The sequence below is a fragment of the Cellulomonas timonensis genome, from assembly GCF_900046455.1.
Taxonomy (GTDB): Bacteria; Actinomycetota; Actinomycetes; order Actinomycetales; family Cellulomonadaceae; genus Cellulomonas_A; species Cellulomonas_A timonensis.
Genome location: NZ_FCOT01000012.1, coordinates 473,704 through 489,914, shown reverse-complemented (window position 1 = coordinate 489,914; position 16,211 = coordinate 473,704). Strand labels below are relative to the sequence as shown.

Below are 16,211 nucleotides of genomic sequence, written 5' to 3'. Positions count from 1 at the left end.
ACTGTGACCGACCACCCCCAGCCGTCCCCGCCGTCCGCCCCTGACACCGCGTCTGTCCCGAGCCCGAGGACCCTGTGGGTCGGCACGTACCCCGAGCTGGGCGCCGACGCCCCCGCCGGCGCGGGCGAGGGGATCTGGCGGGTCACGCTGGACCCGGCCACCGGGCGGCTCGACGGACGTCAGGTCGTGCGCACCCCGGCGCCGTCGTTCCTGGCCGTGCACCCCTCGGGGCGGGTGCTGTACGCCGTGGGGGAGCAGGATCCGGGCACGGTCAGCGTGTTCACGGTGGCCGATCCGGCCGACGGCGACGACCCCCTCGTCCACCAGGCCACGGTGTCCTCCGGTGGAGACTCGCCCTGCCACCTGCTGCTGGCGCCCGACGCCCGCACGCTGTACGCCGCGAACTACGCCTCCGGGACGCTGGCCGTGCTGCCGCTGGACGCCGCCGGGTTCCTCGCCCCCGAGGTCGCGGCGGCCGGCGGCCCGGCGCAGGTCTTCGGCCACACCGGCTCCGGGCCCCGCGCCGACCGCCAGGAGTCGTCGCACGCCCACTTCGTCGCACATGCGCCGGGCGGCCGACACCTGCTGGTCAGCGACCTCGGAACCGACGAGCTGCGCCGGTACCGCGTGGCCGACGACGGCCTGCTCACGGAGGACGGCATCGCCGCGCGCCTCCCCGCAGGCGCCGGCCCACGCCATCTCGTCTTCGCCGCCGACGGCCGCCACGCCTACGTGGTGGGGGAGCTCGACCGCGCGGTCCACGTCCTGTCATGGGACCAGGACTCGGCCACGGGCGCCCACGTGCAGCGGGTCCCGCTCGCGTCGCCGCCGTCTGCCGAGCTGCCGTCGACGGCGCTGCCGTCCCACATCGTGCGCGAGGGCGACCTGCTGCTCGTGGGCGTCCGCAAGACCGACCTGGTGGTGGCCCTGCGCGTCGGCGGGGAGGGGCGCGTGGAGTCCAAGCCGGTGGCCACCGAGCTGTCGGGCGGGTGGCCCCGGCACCTGGCCGTCGTGGACGGCTGGACGGTGGTGGCCGAGCAAGTCCCCGGCGCAGTCGTGACCCTGGCGCCGGGCAGCCGCTCGGTGGCGCGTGTGCTGCCGACGCCCTCGGCCGCCTGCGTGGTGCCGCACCCGATCGGCTGAGCGGCCCGGCACGGCCGGCCCGCGGCGGACGACGGGTCGGCCGAGGCGCGGATCTGGCCCACAATGGAGGTTGCCGCCATCGCGCCGGCCATCCGCTAGACGCCGCGATGCCAGATCCTCGACAGGAGCGCTGTGACCCACGAGCAACCCCGGGTTGCCATGCTCTCGGTGCACACGTCGCCGCTCGACCAGCCGGGCACAGGCGACGCGGGCGGGATGAACGTGTACGTGGCGGAGCTGGCCCAGGCGCTCGCCCGACGGGGCGCCAGGGTGGAGATCTTCACCCGCGCCACATCCTCGGCCCTGCCGGAGACGGTGATGCTCGACGGGACGTCCGCGGACGGCAGCCCGCTGACGGGCGACGCCGCCTGCGAGGTGCTGTTGGCGGCCACGGTGCCGCCCGGTGTGGTCCCCCCGGTGCTGGTGCACCACGTCCCTGCCGGACCGTTCGAGGGCCTCGACAAGAACGACCTCCCGGGCCAGCTCTGCGCGATGACCGCCGGGGTGCTGCGCTCCGAGGCGGCCCGGCGGCCCGGCTGGTACGACGTCGTGCACACGCACTACTGGCTCTCGGGGCAGGTCGGCTGGCTCGCCGCGGACCGCTGGGAGGTGCCGCTGGTGCACACGATGCACACCATGGCCAAGGTGAAGAACGCGTCCCTGGCGCCGGGTGACAGCCCGGAGCCGTTGGGCCGCGTCATCGGCGAGGAGCAGGTTGTCGCGGCCGCCGACGCGCTCGTGGCCAGCACCTCGCAGGAGGCCGACGAGCTGGTGCAGCTCTACGACGCCGACCCGGCCCGCGTGCACGTCGTGGCGCCCGGCGTCGACCTCGACCTGTTCACCCCGGGCCCCTCCCGGGAGGAGGAGCGCCGTGCGCTCGGCCTGCCCGCCGATCGGGACATCGTGCTGTTCGCGGGGCGCGTCCAGCCGCTCAAGGGCCCGGACCTGCTGGTCCGCGCCCTCGCCGAGATCGCCGCCAGCGGCGGCCGGGTCCCGCTGCTCGTGGTGCTCGGCGGCCCCAGCGGGCGCCCGACGGCGGTGCGCGAGCTGCAGGCGCTCGCGGCGTCGAGCGGCGTCGAGGCGGATGTGCTGTTCCGGGATCCGGTGCCCCGCGCGGAGCTCGCGCGCTGGTACCGCGCGGCCGACCTGGTGGCGATGCCGTCCCGCTCGGAGTCCTTCGGGCTGGTCGCCGTCGAGGCGCAGGCGTGCGGCACCCCGGTGCTGGCGGCGGCGGTGGGCGGGCTGCGCTCCGTGGTCGTCGAGGGCGTGTCCGGCCGGCTTGTCGCCGAGCATGAGCCCACCGCCTGGGCGCAGGCGCTCACGTCCATGCTGGCCGCCCCCGAGCTCCGCACCACGTGGGCGCAGGGGGCCCGCCGGGTCGCCGAGCGGTACGGGTGGGACGCCACCGCGGCACAGGTGCTCAAGGTCTACGCCATGGAGGGCGACCGCCGGCGCCGGTGACCACCGAGCGCTGACCTGGGCGCCCACGGGTCGAACGTCCCCCGTGCGCCACGGCGCTGGTGCGGCAGGATGGAACCATGACTTACACCCTCGTGCTGCTCCGCCACGGCGAGAGCGAGTGGAACGCCAAGAACCTGTTCACCGGCTGGGTGGACGTCCCCCTGTCTGAGAAGGGTGTCGAGGAGGCCAAGCGCGGCGGCAAGCTGCTCGTCGACGAGGGCGTCCTGCCCGACGTCGTGCACACCTCGCTGCTGCGCCGCGCCATCACCACGGCGAACCTCGCGCTGGACGCCGCCGATCGCCACTGGATCCCGGTCCGCCGCAGCTGGCACCTGAACGAGCGCCACTACGGCGCCCTGCAGGGCAAGGACAAGAAGCAGACGCTCGAGACGTACGGCGAGGAGCAGTTCATGCTCTGGCGCCGCTCGTACGACGTCCCGCCGCCCCCCATCGAGCCCGGCTCTGCCTTCTCGCAGGACGGCGACCCGCGCTACGCCGGTGAGCCGATCCCGTCCGCCGAGGCCCTCAAGCAGGTCCTCGACCGCGTCGTGCCCTACTGGGAGTCGGACCTGGTGCCCGACCTGAAGTCCGGCAAGACCGTCCTCGTGGCGGCGCACGGCAACTCGATCCGCGCGATCGTGAAGTTCCTCGACGGGGTCGACGACGAGACGATCGCCGGGATCAACATCCCCACCGGCATCCCGCTCGTCTACGAGCTGGACGAGGAGACGCTGAAGCCGACGAACCCGGGCGGCACGTACCTCGACCCGGCCGCCGCCGCCGACGCGATCAAGGCCGTGGCCAACCAGGGTCGCTGACCCCTGCCACACACCGCATACGCCGAAGGGCGCCGCACCCCGTGGGGGTGCGGCGCCCTTCGGTGTCGTGGCGGGCGGTGGTGGCCGGCGGCGTCAGCGCACCGCGGCCTCGGAGTCGCCCGTGACCAGGTAGGTGACGCGACGCGCGATCGAGACCGCGTGGTCGCCGAACCGCTCGTAGTAGCGGCCCACCAGCGTCACATCGACGGTCTCCTGCGCGGTGCCGTCCCATGCGGGGCCCAGCGTCGCCTGGAACGTGTCGCGGTGCAGCGCGTCGAGCAGGTCGTCGTCGCGCTCGATCTTCTCGGCCACGGCCAGGTCGTGCGTGGTGAGCAGCGTGGTGGTGCGCCGGCCCACGCGCGCCGCGGCGTCGTGCATCTCGGCGAACGTGCCCGACAGGCTCTGCGGGATCGCCACCCGGGGGTACCGGCCGCGCGCGACCTCCGCCACGTGCCGGGCCAGGTCGCCCATGCGCTCCAGGGTCGCGCTCATCCGCAGCGACGACACGACGACCCGCAAGTCTGTGGCCACGGGGGCCTGCTGGGCGAGCAGGAGCACGCACCGCTCGTCGAGGTCCCGCTCGATCGCGTCGATGGCGAGGTCGTCGGCGATGACGGACTCGGCGAGTTGGAGGTCGGCGGTCAGCAGCGCCGTCCCGGCACTCGTCACGGCGTGCTCGACCCGGCGGCTCATCGCCGCCAGGTCCTGACCGAGCTGTGCGAGCTCGGCGTCGAAGATGTGGCGCACGGAGTTGCCTCTCTCTGGGCGGTCAGGAGTGTCCCGCGGTCCCCAGGATCGCAGCCGCAGGTGAACGGGCGCCCGCGTCGAGGTGAACATCAGGCGAGGAACGGGCGTCCTGCCCGCCAGGTCGCTGACCTGCACAGGCGCCCCACGTACGCTGAAGAGCGTGAATGGCCTCGAAGGTGGTGTGGTGGTCCTGGCCGGGCTGATCGGCCTGCTGACGGGCCTGATCGCCGCGCTCGGCTTCCGCTGGAGCGAGCGCTCGCAGCGGGAGATGGCTCCGCAGCCGGAGCCGGAGCTCGACGACGGGCTGGTGCGCGTGCTCGCCGTGCTGCGATCGGCGGCCGTCGTGCTCGCTGACGACGACCGGGTGCTCCGGGCGAGCCCACCCGCGTACACCCTCGGGATCGTCCGTGACCGCAAGGTCGCGCACGCCGCGATCCGCGAGATGGTGGCGGAGGTGCGCCGCGACGGGGTGATCCGCGACGAGGAGCTCGAGCTGCCGCGCGGGCCGGTGGGCGCCGGCACCGTGACCGTGCAGGTGCGCGTCGCGCAGGTCGGGCCGCGGCACCTGCTGGTGCTCGCTGAGGACCGCACGCAGGCCCGCCGGGTCGAGGAGATCCGCCGCGACTTCGCGGTGAACGTGTCCCATGAGCTCAAGACGCCCGTCGGCGCGCTGGCCCTGCTCGCGGAGACCGTCGAGGCCGCCGCGGACGACCCCGAGGCGGTGCGCCGGTTCGCCGGGCGCATGCAGGGCGAGGCCGCGCGCCTGTCGACTCTCGTGCAGGAGATCATCGAGCTGTCCCGCCTGCAGGTCGCCAGCGCCATCCAGGAGCTTGTCCCGGTGGAGGTGGACGGGGTCATCGAGGAGTCGGTGGACCGTGCCCGGACCGGGGCCAACGCCAAGGGCATCGTGTTCGAGGTGGGTGGCCCCACCGGCCTGCGCGTCTTCGGCGACCATGCTCTGCTGGTCACCGCGGTGCGGAACCTCCTGGACAACGCAGTGGCCTACTCGCCGGCGCAGACCCGCATCGGCGTCGGTGTGCGGCTCGTGGACGGCCTCGTGGAGATCGCCGTGGTGGACCAGGGCATCGGCATCGCGCCGGAGGACCAGGAACGGCTCTTCGAGCGGTTCTACCGGGTGGACCCGGCGCGGTCCCGCGACACGGGCGGCACCGGGCTGGGGCTCAGCATCGTCAAGCACGTCGCCGCGGACCACGGCGGCGACGTCACGGTCTGGTCGCAGCCAGGGCAGGGCTCGACGTTCACGATCCGGCTTCCCGAGGCGGAGTCCGCCCACATCCCACGTTCCACCAGCACCCTCACCCCCACGCGGCGCGCCGACGGCGCGCGCCCGATCGAGAACCCCGGAGACACCCCGTGACGCGCATCCTGCTGGTCGAGGACGAGGAGTCCTATCGCGACCCGCTGACCTACCAGCTCACCCGGGAGGGCTTCGAGGTCGTCACCGCCGCCACCGGCACGCAGGCGCTCGAGGAGTACGACCGGGTGGGCGCCGACCTGGTGCTGCTCGACCTCATGCTCCCGGGGTTGTCCGGCACGGAGGTGTGCCGCAAGCTCCGCGCCCGCGGTGACGTGCCGATCATCATGCTGACCGCCAAGGACGCCGAGATCGACAAGGTGGTCGGCCTCGAGCTGGGAGCCGACGACTACGTCACCAAGCCCTACTCGTTCCGTGAGCTGCTCGCCCGGGTGCGCGCGGTGCTCCGACGGCGCGAGTCCATCGCGCCGGGCAGCGGCGCGGGCGCCCAGCCGGCGGATCCGCCGTCGGGCACGGCGGCGGACCCCGAGGACGACACCCTGGAGCTCGGCCCCGTGAAGATGGACGTCGAGCGTCACGTGGTGCAGGTCAACGGACAGGTCGTGGCGTTCCCGCTCAAGGAGTTCGAGCTGCTCGAGCTGCTGCTGCGGCATGCGGGCCGTGTGCTGACCCGCGGCCAGCTCATCGACCGGGTGTGGGGCTCGGACTACGTGGGCGACACGAAGACGCTGGATGTGCACGTCAAGCGGGTGCGCGCCAAGATCGAGGCCGACCCCGCCCACCCCCGGTTGCTGCTGACCGTGCGCGGGCTGGGCTACAAGCTCACGGACGACGTCCCCTCCTGAGCTGCCGGCGGGGGCGGCGAATCGTCGTCCGCCGGTCACCCGGGGGTCACCAAGGGAGTCTGGTCCAGTCACCTGGCGTGCCTACCGTCGGTTGTGGTCGCGCACAGACGGTGCGCACTGCACTGACGGGACGGAACCTCTGTGAAGCTCTCCCACCACCGCGCCGGAGCCCTGGCGCTGACTGGCGCGCTCGCACTGACCCTCACGGCCTGCGGCTCGGACGACCCGGTCGGCGGCGCCTCGGGTGCTGGCTCCACCGAGGGCGCCGCAGCGGCGAGCGGCCTCAGCGGGGAGCTCAACGGCGCCGGCGCCAGCTCGATCGAGTCGGCGATGGAGGCGTGGCGCGCGGGCTTCCAGAACGAGAACCCCGACGTGACCGTCAACTACGACCCGGTGGGCTCGGGCGGCGGCCGCACCCAGTTCCTCGAGGGTGGCGTGCAGTTCGCGGGCACCGACTCCGCCCTCTCGGAGGATGAGCTGGAGCAGTCGATCGAGCGCTGCTCGGGCGACGCGGCGATCGACCTGCCGGTGTACGTCAGCCCGATCGCCGTCGTGTTCAACCTCGATGGCATCGACTCCCTCAACCTGTCCGCGGCCACCACCGCTGCGATCTTCGACGGCAAGATCACGCAGTGGGACGCCCCCGAGATCGCCGCTGAGAACCCCGGCGCGACGCTCCCGTCCCTCGCGATCACCACGGTGCACCGCTCGGACGAGTCGGGCACCACCAAGAACTTCACCGACTACCTGAGCAAGGCGTCCGGCGGGGCCTGGGCCCACGAGGCGAGCGGTGACTGGCCCGTCGAGGGCGGCCAGTCGGCGCAGGGCACGTCGGGCCTCATCCAGACGGTGCAGAGCGCGCAGGGCACCATCGGCTACGCGGACCTGTCGAAGGTCGGGGACCTGGGCACCGCGAGCATCAAGGTCGGCGACGCGTGGGTGGCTCCGTCGGAGGCCTCCGCGGCGAAGGCCCTGGACGCCTCGCCGCGTGATGACTCGCGTGACGCGAACGACATCGTCATCAAGCTCGACCGGAACACCACCGAGGCGGGCGCCTACCCGCTGGTGCTCGTGTCCTACGGCGTGGCCTGCCCGACCTACAAGACGCAGGAGGACGCCGACCTGGTGAAGGCGTTCCTCACGTACGTGGTGAGCGAGCAGGGCCAGAAGGCGTCGGAGAGCGCCGCCGGCTCGGCGCCGATCTCCGAGGCGCTGCGCACGGACGTCCAGGCAGCGATCGACTCGATCAGCGCCGCCTCCTGAGGAACCGCCGGTGGCCGCCCCGCCCCTGGGGGAGGCGGGGCGGCCACCGGCGCCGCAGCAGGCAGCCCGAGCAGGAGCCACGCATGACAAGAGGGCACGCATGACAAGGCCACGCATGACAGGGCAGAGCGACCAGGCGTCGCACCCCACCCCGGAGCCACCGGCCGACGCGGCCGACGGGACATCGAATGAGAGCCACGCCGCGATGACCGGCGCCCGCGCCGGGCTGCTGAGTCCTCGTGGCCTTCGGCGCGCCCGCACCGCGGACCGTGGCGCCTCCCGGGTGTTCCGGTGGACCGCCACCGCCTCCGCCGTGCTGATACTGGTCGTGCTGGCCGCCGTCGCGGTGTTCCTCGTGCTGCGGGCCTGGCCCGCGATGCAGACTGACTCCGCGGAGCTGTCCGCGAAGATCGCGTGGTTCCCGCCCGACACGTCGCTGATGGGCTTCATCGGCCCACTCGCGTTCGGCACGGTGCTGGTCGCGGCACTGTCCCTGGCCATGGCGGCGCCGGTGGCCGTGGGCATCGCGCTGTTCATCTCGCACTACGCCCCGCGCCGGCTCGCGAACGCGCTCGGCTACGCGGTTGACCTGCTCGCGGCCATCCCGTCGGTGGTCTACGGGCTCTGGGGCGTGGTCGTCCTGGCCCCGTGGCTGTCGCCCGCGTGGACGTGGCTCAGCGACAACCTCGGCTGGATCCCGCTGTTCTCCGGCCCGGCGTCGCAGCCGCCGCGCGTCATCCTCACCGTGGCCGTGGTGCTCGCGGTGATGATCCTGCCGATCATCACCGCCGTGGTGCGCGAGGTCTTCCTGCAGACCCCCCGCCTCAACGAGGAGGCCGCGCTCGCCCTGGGCGCCACCCGCTGGGAGATGATCCGCACGGCCGTGCTGCCGTTCGCCCGCTCGGGCATCGCGTCGGCGTCGATGCTCGGCCTGGGCCGCGCGCTCGGCGAGACGATGGCGGTGCTCATGGTCCTGTCGCCCGGAACCCTCTACTCCTTCAAGCTCCTGGTCGCCGGCCAGCAGCAGACCATCGCCGCGAACATCGCCGCGCAGTTCCCCGAGGCCAACCCGCTGGGCGTCTCGACGCTCATCGCCACCGGCCTCGCGCTGTTCGTGATCACCCTCGCGGTGAACATGACCGCCCGGGCCATCGTCGCGCGCGGCGCCCAGAAGGGACGCTGACATGCCCACGACCTCCGCGCCCGCGCCCGCCGCGCAGACGGGCGGCCTGTCGACCCGCGACCTGCTGCGCACCGTCGACCGCCGTCGCCGGCGCACCGACCGGATCATGCGCGTGCTCGTCGTCGCCGCCTTCGTGCTGGCCATGGCCCCGCTCGTCTCGCTCATCTGGACCGTCGTCGCCAACGGCGTCGAGCGGCTGAGCCCGTACTTCCTGTCGCACTCGATGCGCGGGGTGTTCGGCGGGATGGACGCCGGCGGCATTTACCACGCGATCGTCGGCACCGTGGAGATCACGCTCTTCGCGGCGCTGATCTCCGTTCCCGTGGGCATCATGGTGGCCGTCTACCTGGTCGAGTACGGGCGCGGCGCCCTGGCCAAGGCCGTCACGTTCTTCGTCGACGTGATGACGGGCATCCCGTCCATCGTCGCGGGCCTGTTCGCCTACGCCCTGTTCGCCGTGCTGCTGGGCCCGGGCGTCAAGATGGGCGCCGTCGGGTCCGTGGCCCTCTCGGTGCTGATGATCCCGGTGGTGGTGCGCTCCTGCGAGGAGATGCTGCGCCTGGTGCCCGACGAGCTCCGCGAGGCCGCGCTGGCCCTGGGCGTGCCCCGCTGGCTGATGGTGGTCAAGGTCGTGCTGCGCACCGCCGTCGCGGGCATCGGCACCGGCGTGATGATCGCCATCGCCCGCGTGATCGGCGAGACGGCGCCGCTGCTCATCACCGTCGGCGTCATCGACTCGATCAACTACAACCTCTTCGAGGGCCGCATGATGACGCTGCCCGTGTACGTCTACCGGCAGTACAGCCAGGGCCTGACGCCGTGCAACGACGCGAGCGTCGCCTGTATCCCCGATGTCGCGTACCTGCGGGCCTGGGCCGCGGCGCTCGTGCTGATCCTCATCGTGATGCTGCTGAACCTCGTGGCCCGGCTCATCACCCGCATGTTCGCGCCGAAGCTGCACCACACCCCCCGGACCCACCCCCCGGACACGACAGGAAGCACCGATGGCACAGCGCATCGAGGTCAAGGACCTCAACATCTACTACGGGGCCTTCCGGGCTGTCGCAGACGTCGAGATGTCCATCGAGCCGCGCTCGGTGACCGCGTTCATCGGCCCGTCGGGCTGCGGCAAGTCGACGTTCCTGCGCACCCTCAACCGCATGCACGAGGTGGTGCCGGGCGCACGCGTCGAGGGCAAGGTCGAGATCGACGGCGTCGACCTGTACGGGCGCGACATCGACCCCGTGGCGGTGCGGCGGCAGGTCGGCATGGTGTTCCAGCGGCCCAACCCGTTCCCGACGATGTCGATCGCCGGCAACGTGCTGGCCGGGGTGCGGCTGAACAACCGCCGCATCTCCAAGGGCGACGCCCAGGACCTCGTCGAGTCGTCGCTGCGCCGCGCGAACCTGTGGAACGAGGTCAAGGACCGGCTCGACCGCCCCGGCGCGGGCCTGTCGGGCGGCCAGCAGCAGCGCCTGTGCATCGCCCGCGCCATCGCCGTCAGCCCGCAGGTGCTGCTCATGGACGAGCCCTGCTCGGCGCTCGACCCCATCTCGACCCTCGCCATCGAGGACCTCATCTCCGAGCTCAAGGCCGAGTACACGATCGTCATCGTCACGCACAACATGCAGCAGGCCGCGCGCGTCTCGGACCGCACCGCGTTCTTCACCATCGCGGGCACCGGCGAGCCCGGCCGGCTGATCGAGCTGGACGACACCGCGACGATGTTCTCCTCGCCGCGGCAGAAGGCCACCGAGGACTACATCTCGGGCCGCTTCGGCTGAGCCAGCGCACGAAGAAGCCCCACGGCGTTGCGCCGTGGGGCTTCTGCTCGCTCTGGGCGAGGTGTCGTGCGTGGGCGCGATCAGCCGGCCGTGGGTGTCGCCGTCGGCGTCTCGGTGGACTCGGGCGTCGCCGTGCTGGTGGGCTCCGGGGTGGCGGTCGCGGTGGCCGACGGTGTCGCGGTGGGCACGAGCGCGGTGTACTCGGAGAGCGTGCCGTCCAGGACGGGCACCGAGATCGCCTCGGTGCCGGCCGAGCCGGTGCTGAGCGTCACGGGGAGGGTGGCGCCGGGCGCCACCGGCGTGGTGAAGGTGACGAGTTCGCCGCGGGTGCCGCCGAGCAGCACTGTGGACCCGGCCGCGACGGGGACGGAGGCGAGCTCGACGTCGTCCGCCGTGGTCAGGGTGACGTCGACGTCGGTGTTCCCGCGGTTGGTGAACGCGCCCTGCAGCGCGCCCTCCTCGCCCTTGCCCGCGGTGATGACCAGCAGGTTCTCCGCCGTGACGTCGCCGAGCGTGGCGCGCACGCCGTCGGACGCGGCGTAGTCGAGCTGCGTGGTGATCTCGTTGGTCGCCGAGCACCCGGCCAGCCCTGCGCTCACGAGCGCGACTGCGCCCGCGAGGGCGAACCGGCGGCGGACGGACGTGACGCGGACCACTGTGACTCCTCGGGGCAGGGCGGTGCGGGGGCGGTGCGGGGCGTGCTCGGGTGGTGCGAAGGCGACTGGGAGTGTGTCGCACCTCTCTTGGCGCCCGACGCGTGTGCGCGCCGCTTGACCTGCGCAAATGGCTGGGTGGGCTCGGGAGGGCCATTTTTGCCCGTGATAAGATGGATCACCGCGAAAGGGGACACCTTCAGATGACTTTCACTGTTGGGGAGACGGTTGTCTACCCGCACCACGGTGCAGCGCTGATCGAAGAGATCAAGACGAGGACCATCCGCGGCGAGGACAAGCTCTACCTCAAGCTGAAGGTCGCCCAAGGGGACCTCACCATCGAGGTTCCGGCGGAGAACGTCGACCTCGTGGGCGTTCGTGACGTCGTGGGCCAAGAGGGCCTGGACCGCGTATTCGAGGTGCTGCGCGCGCCTTACACGGAAGAGCCGACGAACTGGTCGCGCCGTTACAAGGCGAACCTCGAGAAGCTCGCCTCCGGCGACGTGATCAAGGTCGCCGAGGTCGTGCGCGACCTTTCCCGGCGTGACGCCGACCGCGGCCTTTCCGCCGGTGAGAAGCGCATGCTCGCGAAGGCCCGTCAGATCCTCGTCTCGGAGCTCGCCCTGGCGGAGCACACCGAAGAGGAGAAGGCCGAGGCCATCCTCGACGAGGTCCTGGCGTCATAGCAGCACTCGGGACCGCACGATGAGCGCCGCACGATGAGCGTGGCGGCGATCGTCACCGCCGCCGGGAGCGGCAGCAGGCTGGGGCATGTGCTGCCCAAGGCGCTGGTGCCGCTCGGCGGCGTTCCCCTGGTGGTGCACGCCGTCCGGGCGCTTCTCGACGGCTCCGGCGTGGCTGACGACGACAGGCTCGACCGCGTCGTCGTCACGGCGCCTGCCGACCGGCTCGAGGAGTTCCACGAGGTCCTGCACGACGCAGGCCTCATCGGCCCCTCCGCGGAGACGCGGGTGGATGTCGTCGTTGGCGCCGCCACCCGGCAGGGCTCGGTCGCGGCAGGGCTGGCCGTGCTACCACCCGACGTCGACGTGGTGCTCGTGCATGACGCAGCCCGCGCGCTCGTCCCCGCCGACGTGGTGCGACGCGTGATCGCCGCGGTGCGCGCAGGCCACGGCGCCGTGGTGCCCGCCCTCGCGGTGACCGACACGATCAAACGCGTCGGCCTCCCCGGGGTCGGCCTCCACGGGGAGAGCGAGCACGTGACGGGCGAGTCGCAGGGCTGGCCCGTCGTCGAGACCGTGGCACGCGAGGAGCTGCGCGCCGTGCAGACGCCGCAGGGCTTCGCCCGCGAGCTCCTCGACCGGGCCCACGCCGCTGGCAGCGCACGCGCGGATGACGAGGCTGTCGCCGCCTCCGACGACGCTGCACTAGTCGAAGGGCTCGGCGAGCCGGTGTGGGTCGTCGCGGGCCACGCGGACGCCGCCAAGATCACCACCGCATGGGACCTGGCCGTCGCCGGCCTGGTGCTCGTCGGGCGGTCCTCGGAGTCGGGCCAGCCCTCGCAGCAGGACGGAGACTCACGATGAGCGAGCCACGAGCAGATGAGCCCGGGCGGGTGGCGCTCCCGCGCACCGGCATCGGCGTCGACGTGCACGCGTACGCGGCGGATCCGGCGCCCGGCGCGGTGCTGCACCTGGCGGGCCTGGCCTGGCCGGGGGAGCGGCCTCTCGAGGGCCACTCGGACGCCGACGTGGCCGCCCACGCCGCTGCCGACGCGTTGCTGTCGGCGGCGGGCATCGGCGATCTCGGCAGCAACTTCGGCACGTCGGAGCCGCAGTGGCGCGGCGCGGCGGGCGCCGTGCTGCTCGCCGAGGCGGCGCGGCGGGTCCGCGAGGCCGGCTTCGTCATCGGCAACGTCGCCGTGCAGGTGATCGGCAACCGCCCCCGGCTGGGACCACGCCGGGCCGAGGCCGTCGCGGCGCTGTCGGCGGCTGCCGGGGCGCCGGTCAGCGTCTCCGCCACCACCACCGACGGGCTGGGGCTGACGGGACGTGGCGAGGGCGTCGCGGCCATCGCCACGGCGCTGATCGTCTCGGCCAGCTGAGCCGCCAGTTCGCCAGGGGACCCCAGGCCGGCCGGGAAGTGTCCCACGTGCGGCGCCGTGATTCCAGGTCTCGCACGAGCGGGCAAATGTCCGGTACCGTCCCCGTTCGTGACGACGACGCACCGCCCACCGCCCCGTGCGGACTCCCGTGTGGGAGCGCTCCGAGGGCCTACTGGCCCGACGCCCACCGGGGAGCTGCGGAGTCAGCCGGCGCCACTGCCCCGGCGTGAGGGCCCGCCCCGCGTCCGCCTGCGGGTGCGCATCCCCGTCGACGTCCTGGAGGCCACGATCAATGGGCTCGCCAGCCTCGACGAGCAGCAGCCCGGTGTGCTCACGGTTCAGGACGTCGCCACCGCTCCCGCCCCCGCCGACGACCACCTGGCGCGCCTGCGCGAGCGGCCGGCGCACGACTGAGGAAGTCGCGGGACAGGGGAGCAGGACTGCTGGGGGAGGCAGTTAGGGGATCAGCACCAACTTGCCGCGCGCGTGGCCGCTGCGGCTGTCCTCATGAGCGCGCGCGGCATCGTCGAGCGGGTAGGTGCGCGCCACGGTGACGTCGAGCATCCCCTCGTCCGCGAGCCGGGCCAGGTGGGCGCGCGCGGCATCGCGGACGTCGTCCCCGGGATCCGCGCCCGGCCCGTTGCCGAGCAGCCGGACGCCGAGCTCACGGCCGCGGTCGAAACCCGCGATCGTCGCGATCCGGCCCCGGTCCGCGACGAGGGCGACGGAGGCGTCGAGCGCCTCGTCCGTCCCGGCGGTGTCGAGCGCCACAGTGAACGGGCCGGTCTGCGCGGCGACGGCGCGCAGCCGCTGGAGGAGGCCCGGACCGTAGGCCACGGGGAGCGCGCCGAGCTGGCGCAGGTCGTCATGTGAGGCGGGGCCGGCGGTGGCCACGACCCGCGCGCCCGCCAGCGCCGCGAGCTGCACCGCCAGGCGTCCGACACCGCCGGACGCCCCGTGGACCAGCACCACGTCGTCGGCTCCGACGCGGGTGGCGGTGAGCAGGTGCACGGCGGCTGATCCCGCGAGCAGCAGGCCCGCGGACTGCGCCCAGCTGAGCCCGGCCGGCCGGGGGGCCACCACCCGCGCGGGCACGACGACTCGCTCGGCGTAGCCGCCGGTGACGGGCCAGGCGATGACCTCGTCGCCCACCGCGGGGGACTCCACGCCGGAGCCCACGTCCAGCACGACGCCCGCGACCTCATACCCGAGCCGGATCGGCAGCCGGCTCGGATTCGTGCCCCACAGGCCCGAGTAGCCCTTCCAGTCGGAGGGGTTGACGCCCGCTGCGCGGACCTCCAGCAGCACCTCGCCGGGACCCGGGGGCCGGACGGGCTCATCGATGACGGCGAGGACCTCGGGTCCGCCGTAGGCCTGCGCGACCACTGCTCGGCTCATAGTCCAGGCAAGCACGGCGCGGCGCCCCGTGTCTCGTCCGTTCCGTCAGCTGGGCGTCCCGGTCCGGTGGTGGGGAACGTGCTGGTCAGAGAGGGCGTGCACGTCATGCGAGGGGTCCGAGCACTCGGTCGAGGTACTCGTTCCTGAACGCGCCGTCCGGGTCCGCCTGCGCGCGCACGGCACGGGCCTCCGCGAACTGCGGATAGAGCTCGGCGAGCCGATCCGCCCCCAGCCAGTGCAGCTTCCCCCAGTGCGGGCGGCCGTCCACCTGGGCCATGATCCGCTCGACGGCCTGGAAGTAGCGGCCGTAGGGCAGTCGCAGGTATTGGTGCACCGCGACATAGGCGGTCGGCCGGCCGTGTGCGGTGGAGAGCCAGACGTCGTCCGCCGCGGCGAACCGGACTTCCAGCGGGAAGGGGATGTTGACTCCTGAGGCGGAGATCCACGAGTCGATCTCGGCAAGCACCTCGCGCAACTGTGCGCGGGGGATGGCGTACTCCATCTCGCGGAAGCGGACCCGGCGCGGGGACGCGAAGACCTGGGGGGAGGGCGCGGTGTAGGCGCGGGCGCTCAGCGCACGCGACGCGATGCGGTTGATCCGGGGGGTGAGGGCGGGCGCCGCGGCCGCGAGCCGGTTCGTGGCGGCGAACACGCCGTTGGAGAGCAGCTCGTCGTCCACCCAGCCGCGCAGGGGGTGCAGCCCCGGCCCGGCGCCGTTCGGCGCACGATTGTTGCTCTTGGTCAGCGCGCGCCGCGTGTGCGGGAACCAGTAGAACTCGAAGTGGTCATTGCCGTCGACGAGCCCATCGGGGCCGTCGAGCCGCTCGAGCACCTCGTCGAGCGGGAGCGGGACCTCCACGGCGCTCAGGTGGAAGGCGGGGACCGCCTCGAGCGTGATCGCGGCGAGCACCCCGACGCTGCCCAGCCCGAGCCGGGCCACCTCGAAGAGCTCGGGGTGATGCTGCGGAGACGCCTCGACGACGTCGCCCTGCGCCGTGACGAGCCGGACGCCGACCACCTGGGTGGCCAGGCCGCCCAGGCGTGAGCCGGTGCCGTGGGTGCCGGTGGAGATCGCCCCGGCCAAGGTCTGCCGGTCGATGTCGCCGAGGTTGCGCATCGCGAGCCCGCAGGCGGCGAGGACCCGGTTGAGCGCATGCAGCCGGATGCCCGCGCCGACTGTCACATGGGTCGTCCCATCGGGGCGCGGATCGACGCGTTCGAGCAGGTCAAGGGCGTCCATCCGGATCTGGATGCCCTCCGTGACGGCCGCGCCGGTGAACGAGTGCCCGGCTCCGATGGCCCGCACGCGCAAGGCGCCCCTCGAACGTACGATCGAGCACAGGTGCTCCAGGTCGCGGGGGTAGGCGACCTGCTCGGGCTGCGCCGACTCCGTGCGCGCCCAGTTCTGCCAGCGGAGTTGCTCAGTGACCGTGGTCATGTGCAGACCTTCATTCTGGGCGGCCGTCCAAGTCAAGTGCCTGATTCCCTTGACTATTGTCATGACCGCCGTTGAAATGAGGCAAGGGGGCGCGTGGATGCAGTTCGCACTGGCCGGTGCGAGACCACGCGGCGGAT

Annotated in this window: 16 protein-coding genes and 1 pseudogene; 13 read left to right on the top strand and 4 right to left on the bottom strand. The window is 72.9% G+C overall.

Features of this window, described 5'->3' with window-relative positions; all coding sequences use genetic code 11:
* The first annotated feature begins 3 nt into the window (after nucleotides 1–3).
* The 3 genes from BN3788_RS10695 (at nucleotide 4) to BN3788_RS10685 (ending at nucleotide 3,422) form a co-directional block, all read left to right on the top strand.
* Complete coding sequence (locus tag BN3788_RS10695; protein WP_066585585.1) at nucleotides 4–1,143, top strand: lactonase family protein; 1,140 nt, start codon at nucleotides 4–6, stop codon at nucleotides 1,141–1,143.
* Nucleotides 1,144–1,302: 159 nt separating this feature from the next.
* A complete protein-coding gene (gene mshA, locus BN3788_RS10690; protein ID WP_066585583.1) occupies nucleotides 1,303–2,604 on the top strand; it encodes a D-inositol-3-phosphate glycosyltransferase in 1,302 nt (433 codons plus the stop codon).
* A gap of 77 nt (nucleotides 2,605–2,681) precedes the next feature.
* Nucleotides 2,682–3,422, top strand: a complete 741-nt coding sequence (locus BN3788_RS10685) for a phosphoglyceromutase (RefSeq protein WP_066585581.1) — start codon at nucleotides 2,682–2,684, stop codon at nucleotides 3,420–3,422.
* A 93-nt stretch (nucleotides 3,423–3,515) separates the two neighbouring features.
* On the opposite strand, the gene phoU is transcribed toward BN3788_RS10685, so the two are convergent.
* Nucleotides 3,516–4,169 carry a phosphate signaling complex protein PhoU gene (gene phoU / locus BN3788_RS10680; protein ID WP_066585578.1) on the bottom strand — a complete coding sequence of 218 codons (654 nt, stop codon included), beginning with the start codon at nucleotides 4,167–4,169 and terminating at the stop codon, nucleotides 3,516–3,518.
* 160 nt (nucleotides 4,170–4,329) lie between these two features.
* Between phoU and BN3788_RS10675 the strand changes: the two genes are divergently transcribed.
* From BN3788_RS10675 to pstB, 6 genes and pseudogenes are all read left to right on the top strand, one after another.
* Nucleotides 4,330–5,547, top strand: a complete 1,218-nt coding sequence (locus BN3788_RS10675; protein ID WP_066585576.1) for a sensor histidine kinase — start codon at nucleotides 4,330–4,332, stop codon at nucleotides 5,545–5,547.
* Nucleotides 5,544–6,290 (top strand): response regulator transcription factor, encoded by a 747-nt coding sequence (locus BN3788_RS10670; RefSeq protein ID WP_066585574.1) that lies wholly within the window; start codon nucleotides 5,544–5,546, stop codon nucleotides 6,288–6,290. The genes BN3788_RS10675 and BN3788_RS10670 overlap by 4 nt, the downstream gene beginning before the upstream one ends.
* A 141-nt stretch (nucleotides 6,291–6,431) precedes the next feature.
* The gene (gene pstS / locus BN3788_RS10665) at nucleotides 6,432–7,553 is read left to right on the top strand and encodes a phosphate ABC transporter substrate-binding protein PstS (RefSeq protein WP_066585568.1); all 1,122 of its coding nucleotides are present in this window, start codon (nucleotides 6,432–6,434) and stop codon (nucleotides 7,551–7,553) included.
* 205 nt (nucleotides 7,554–7,758) lie between these two features.
* Complete coding sequence (gene pstC, locus BN3788_RS10660) at nucleotides 7,759–8,736, top strand: phosphate ABC transporter permease subunit PstC (RefSeq protein WP_066587065.1); 978 nt, start codon at nucleotides 7,759–7,761, stop codon at nucleotides 8,734–8,736.
* 1 nt (nucleotide 8,737) lies between these two features.
* A pseudogene (gene pstA / locus BN3788_RS18650) lies at nucleotides 8,738–9,691 on the top strand (phosphate ABC transporter permease PstA); the annotation flags it as partial.
* Between the two features lie 49 nt (nucleotides 9,692–9,740).
* Nucleotides 9,741–10,520: a phosphate ABC transporter ATP-binding protein PstB gene (gene pstB / locus BN3788_RS10645; RefSeq protein WP_066585560.1), complete on the top strand. Its 780-nt coding sequence runs from the start codon at nucleotides 9,741–9,743 to the stop codon at nucleotides 10,518–10,520.
* A gap of 80 nt (nucleotides 10,521–10,600) precedes the next feature.
* Here pstB and BN3788_RS10640 read toward each other — a convergent pair whose 3' ends face one another.
* Nucleotides 10,601–11,176 (bottom strand): copper chaperone PCu(A)C, encoded by a 576-nt coding sequence (locus BN3788_RS10640; RefSeq protein WP_066585557.1) that lies wholly within the window; start codon nucleotides 11,174–11,176, stop codon nucleotides 10,601–10,603.
* A gap of 200 nt (nucleotides 11,177–11,376) precedes the next feature.
* Here BN3788_RS10640 and BN3788_RS10635 point away from each other — a divergent pair, with 200 nt between their 5' ends.
* The 4 genes from BN3788_RS10635 to BN3788_RS19295 all read left to right on the top strand — a co-directional run bounded on the left by BN3788_RS10635 (nucleotide 11,377) and on the right by BN3788_RS19295 (nucleotide 13,652).
* Nucleotides 11,377–11,859, top strand: coding sequence for a CarD family transcriptional regulator (locus tag BN3788_RS10635; protein WP_028046210.1), 483 nt, complete (start codon nucleotides 11,377–11,379; stop codon nucleotides 11,857–11,859).
* Between the two features lie 33 nt (nucleotides 11,860–11,892).
* Nucleotides 11,893–12,720 (top strand): IspD/TarI family cytidylyltransferase, encoded by an 828-nt coding sequence (locus tag BN3788_RS10630; protein ID WP_066585555.1) that lies wholly within the window; start codon nucleotides 11,893–11,895, stop codon nucleotides 12,718–12,720.
* Nucleotides 12,717–13,238: a 2-C-methyl-D-erythritol 2,4-cyclodiphosphate synthase gene (ispF, locus tag BN3788_RS10625; RefSeq protein WP_066585545.1), complete on the top strand. Its 522-nt coding sequence runs from the start codon at nucleotides 12,717–12,719 to the stop codon at nucleotides 13,236–13,238. Before BN3788_RS10630 ends, ispF begins: the two co-directional genes overlap by 4 nt.
* A 255-nt stretch (nucleotides 13,239–13,493) precedes the next feature.
* A complete protein-coding gene (locus tag BN3788_RS19295; RefSeq protein WP_159066885.1) occupies nucleotides 13,494–13,652 on the top strand; it encodes a hypothetical protein in 159 nt (52 codons plus the stop codon).
* Between the two features lie 42 nt (nucleotides 13,653–13,694).
* On the opposite strand, the gene BN3788_RS10620 is transcribed toward BN3788_RS19295, so the two are convergent.
* Both BN3788_RS10620 and BN3788_RS10615 read right to left on the bottom strand, forming a co-directional pair.
* Complete coding sequence (locus tag BN3788_RS10620) at nucleotides 13,695–14,636, bottom strand: NADP-dependent oxidoreductase (RefSeq protein ID WP_066585541.1); 942 nt, start codon at nucleotides 14,634–14,636, stop codon at nucleotides 13,695–13,697.
* A gap of 103 nt (nucleotides 14,637–14,739) precedes the next feature.
* Complete coding sequence (locus tag BN3788_RS10615; protein WP_066585538.1) at nucleotides 14,740–16,074, bottom strand: D-arabinono-1,4-lactone oxidase; 1,335 nt, start codon at nucleotides 16,072–16,074, stop codon at nucleotides 14,740–14,742.
* Nucleotides 16,075–16,211: the final 137 nt, after the last annotated feature.

Coding starts and splice junctions, on each gene's coding strand:
- mshA (WP_066585583.1), top strand. CDS start 1,303: ATGCTCTCGGTGCACACGTCGCCGCTCGACCAGCCGGGCACAGGCGAC.
- BN3788_RS10685 (WP_066585581.1), top strand. CDS start 2,682: ATGACTTACACCCTCGTGCTGCTCCGCCACGGCGAGAGCGAGTGGAAC.
- pstC (WP_066587065.1), top strand. CDS start 7,759: ATGACCGGCGCCCGCGCCGGGCTGCTGAGTCCTCGTGGCCTTCGGCGC.
- pstB (WP_066585560.1), top strand. CDS start 9,741: ATGGCACAGCGCATCGAGGTCAAGGACCTCAACATCTACTACGGGGCC.
- BN3788_RS10635 (WP_028046210.1), top strand. CDS start 11,377: ATGACTTTCACTGTTGGGGAGACGGTTGTCTACCCGCACCACGGTGCA.
- BN3788_RS10630 (WP_066585555.1), top strand. CDS start 11,893: ATGAGCGTGGCGGCGATCGTCACCGCCGCCGGGAGCGGCAGCAGGCTG.
- ispF (WP_066585545.1), top strand. CDS start 12,717: ATGAGCGAGCCACGAGCAGATGAGCCCGGGCGGGTGGCGCTCCCGCGC.
- BN3788_RS10620 (WP_066585541.1), bottom strand. CDS start 14,636: ATGAGCCGAGCAGTGGTCGCGCAGGCCTACGGCGGACCCGAGGTCCTC.
- BN3788_RS10615 (WP_066585538.1), bottom strand. CDS start 16,074: ATGACCACGGTCACTGAGCAACTCCGCTGGCAGAACTGGGCGCGCACG.